General features: G+C 30.7%; 4 protein-coding genes. All 4 read left to right on the top strand.

Annotation, left to right across the window (positions count from 1 at the left end; all coding sequences use genetic code 11):
- Positions 1-126: 126 nt before the first annotated feature.
- Positions 127-708 carry an SMI1/KNR4 family protein gene (locus tag FNW21_RS16010; RefSeq protein WP_144257753.1) on the top strand — a complete coding sequence of 194 codons (582 nt, stop codon included), beginning with the start codon at positions 127-129 and terminating at the stop codon, positions 706-708.
- 624 nt (positions 709-1,332) lie between these two features.
- Positions 1,333-1,887: a hypothetical protein gene (locus FNW21_RS16005; RefSeq protein ID WP_144257752.1), complete on the top strand. Its 555-nt coding sequence runs from the start codon at positions 1,333-1,335 to the stop codon at positions 1,885-1,887.
- 176 nt (positions 1,888-2,063) lie between these two features.
- Complete coding sequence (locus tag FNW21_RS16000) at positions 2,064-2,558, top strand: hypothetical protein (protein WP_144257751.1); 495 nt, start codon at positions 2,064-2,066, stop codon at positions 2,556-2,558.
- 300 nt (positions 2,559-2,858) lie between these two features.
- Positions 2,859-3,119, top strand: a complete 261-nt coding sequence (locus tag FNW21_RS15995) for a hypothetical protein (RefSeq protein ID WP_144257750.1) — start codon at positions 2,859-2,861, stop codon at positions 3,117-3,119.
- The last annotated feature ends 363 nt before the right edge of the window (positions 3,120-3,482 follow it).

The following is a 3,482-nucleotide window of genomic DNA, read 5'->3' as shown; positions in this document are numbered from 1 at the left end:
ATTAAAAAATTTGGCTATTTTAGCTATTATTAGTGAAGCGGTAGAAAGAAGGCACTTCGCATAGCCGCAAACGTTGGTGGCAAGCAATCCGAAAAAATCTAGAATCTAATGTAATAAACAAAAAATATGAACTTTTCTAATTTTTTTAATTTCTTCAAATCTAAAAAAGAACATAATAATAATTTTAAATCAAACGAAAATCAAGAAATTCGAACCAAACTTCATTATGAATTAACAGAAACTACTTCAATAAATGACGTAATAAACTTTATAGATAAAAATAAAGCAAAACTTGGGTTTGAACTTAATGCAAAAGCAACTGAAAATGAAATAGCAAATTTTGAAAAAAATAAAATTCATTTACCTGACGATTTGAAAATATTTTACAGCTTTAGTAATGGTCTTGAAACAGATGAAGATTTATTTCGGATTATTCCGTTAGAAGAAATTACTAAAAATGGAGATGATGAATACTTAATTAATCCAACTTCATTTCATATTGCTGAATATCTAATTTATTGTGAAATGTGGACAATTGACATTGATTTAGAAAATAGAAACAATTACAGAATTTACAATAAATCCGAAGAAATTGTAATATTGACAAATTCATTTGCTGAATTTTTAGTTAGGTTTATTAACGGAGGAATTTATGACGGATTATACAAATGGCAAGTGGAAATAAGAAAAGATAAAAATACGGAATAAAATTTGCCAGCCACCAACAGCCACTACAACGGATTTGGGCATTTGGCTTAATGGAAAAATGGTTTTGTATTTGGATGATTTGGCAAATCCGAATAATGGGCTTAATTTAATCCCAAACCCGCTGTAGTGCCAAGACGTTATGGGGCAGTTGTGCCGAAATTACGCAGGTAATTCCGATTTGAAAATGAAGTTTGTAACTCGCAGAAAATTTACAAAGCAGAAGCGTGAAAATTGGAATCGCCAGCAGAAATCGAAAAGTTGGAATCTGACAATAAACAGACGAAAAACTGAAGCGTGAAAGTCGGAATCTTCTAACTGAAACTTGAAAAGTTTTGCGCAGAAATTAAAAAGTGAATAATTGAAAATAATACGCCGAAATTAGGAGCTGAAAAACGGAAACGTGAAAATTGGATTTTGCTAACAGAAGCGTGAAAACTTTGTGTGACAATCGTAATTTCGACAAAACAACCGCCCCATAACACACGCTACAAGCAATTTGGGGATGGGGCTTAATTTGAAGTTGGTTTTGTATTTGGATGATTTGGCAAAACAGAATAATGGGCTTAATTTAGTCCCAAACTGCTTGTAGCGCGGGAACGTTATGAGCAAGCTTAAAGAAACGAAGTGAGAGAAGTTAAACAACTACTAAAAGAACTTATTCCACCTGATGATTACCAACATCGGAATGGATTTAGTAACGAGCATATTATTCTTTCACTTTCAGAAGTCGAAAAAGTGGAAGTTGAGCAAAACTTAATTGAAATGCTTAAAAAGAATGGTGACACTTTAATCGGTGAAACCCTTGCAATTATGAAGTCCAAAAATTCATTGCCGACTTTGAAAAAGACGTTGGAATTAACCAAAAACCCATCGGCGAAAATAATTTGGGCGAGTTATATAAATGAAATAAAAGGCGGTGATGAAGAAATGAAAAATATTGCGTTGAATGAGTTTGAAAATGTCAAAGAAAAATATACTTTGATTTCTACTTTTCATTATTTATCAAGCTTAAATAGCCCTGAAATAAAGGAAAAAATTCGAACCTATATAAATCACAAAGATTATTTAATTGCCTATAATGCTCGAACTTCACTTGGAATTGATACTAAAGATTTAATTGCACGAGAAAGAGAAAGAGAAAAAAACAAATCGAAATGGTGGCAATTTTGGAAACACTAAAAAGCCTGCTCATAACAGCCACTACAACGGATTTGGGCAATAGGCTTAATGGAAAAATGGTTTTGTATTTGGGATGATTTGGCAAATCCGAAAATAGGGCTTAATTTAGTCCCAAACCCGCTGTAGTGCCAAGACGTTGGCGAACAGTTTAAGAGAACCGAAACACCGAAAATAATATGGAAAACATAAATGAACTTATTGATATAAATTTAGACTTGTTAAGTAAAGAAGATAATAATTCTATGTTTTATGAAGAATTTAAAGATATTCAAGGAAATGAATTACACGGCACTTTTCATATTCAATCATTTGCTTTAGAAATGGAAAAAAGAGGCTTAATAAGTATAAATGGTTCTTGCTGTTTGATAACAGAATTTGGATTGAAAATTGCAAAAAATAAAGGATGGTTAAATTATTTAATTGATTTAGAATCCCAAAAAAAGAACCAAGAGAATAAAAATAACTTAAAAGAAAAGTTAGAGATTGAAAACATTCAACTTCAAAACGAGGCTTCCAAATATCAAAAGACAATAAGGGATAAAGAAGAATTAATCCGCAACTTAACAAGCGACAATTTAAGGCTTGGAAATTGGGATATTCGGTTAAGATGGTATCTTGCCGTTTTGGGGTTTATTATGGGTTTTGTAACAAAATATTTTATTGGCAAGTGACCAAGTATTTTATAACAAACAATATATTTACCACAACAGCAATATAAAAAAGAAATTGAGCAACTTTACTTAATAAATATTCTATTAAGTAAAATTCATCTGATTTTAAAAACGGTTTTTTTGTTTTCATAAACATATATTTATTCCGATGCTTAATGATATTGAAAATAATAAGCTTTAACTCTTTCATAGTTGTCTTTTGTTTCGATTCCGTATTTTAACATAAAACCATATTTTTCATCGAAAGAGTCTATATCTTTTTCCTTTTTATAAAACAAGCGAATAAAAAATTTAAACATAATGGATGAATACTTTAAAAATGTGGATTTAATTATACAAAACAAGATTAACAAAATGCCCTTGAAAAGGGATACGTTAGATAAAGCGGTTGCTTATTTAAAAACTTATAACGAATGTATATTTGAAATTCAAGATGAATTAAGAGATTTTTTTAATGAATACACAAAAACAAAACCATTTTCAGAAACTGAAATATCAGCGTTTAACATCTATAATCGTAAATCAATAGAGGCTTTTGTAGAGATGTTTATGAAAAAATGATCTAAATTTATTTCAATTGTCACACCTAATTCTTTGAGTTTTTTTTCAATAGGAATTAACTCTTTCAACAATGACTGAACTTCATTTATCCTGTCAATAGTAGGTTGAATATTTAAAGGAATGAAACCGTTTGAATTTTCTATATCGCTAAATAAAAAACCGATTCGCCAACACACGCTACAAGCAATTTGGGTATTCGGATTTGGTTAAAATGGTTTTGTACTGGGCTTTCCAGTCTTGAACCGATGCTTTATTTTTACTTTTCCCAAACTACGTGTAGCGTGGGAACGTTGGTGGCAAGTTGTGCCGAAATTACGCAGGTAATTCCGATTTGGAAATAAAGTTCACAGCTCGCAGAAACTA

It is taken from the genome of Flavobacterium restrictum, from assembly GCF_007097245.1.
Classification (GTDB): Bacteria; Bacteroidota; Bacteroidia; order Flavobacteriales; family Flavobacteriaceae; genus Flavobacterium; species Flavobacterium restrictum.
This window is presented reverse-complemented; position numbering and strand designations above follow the sequence as displayed.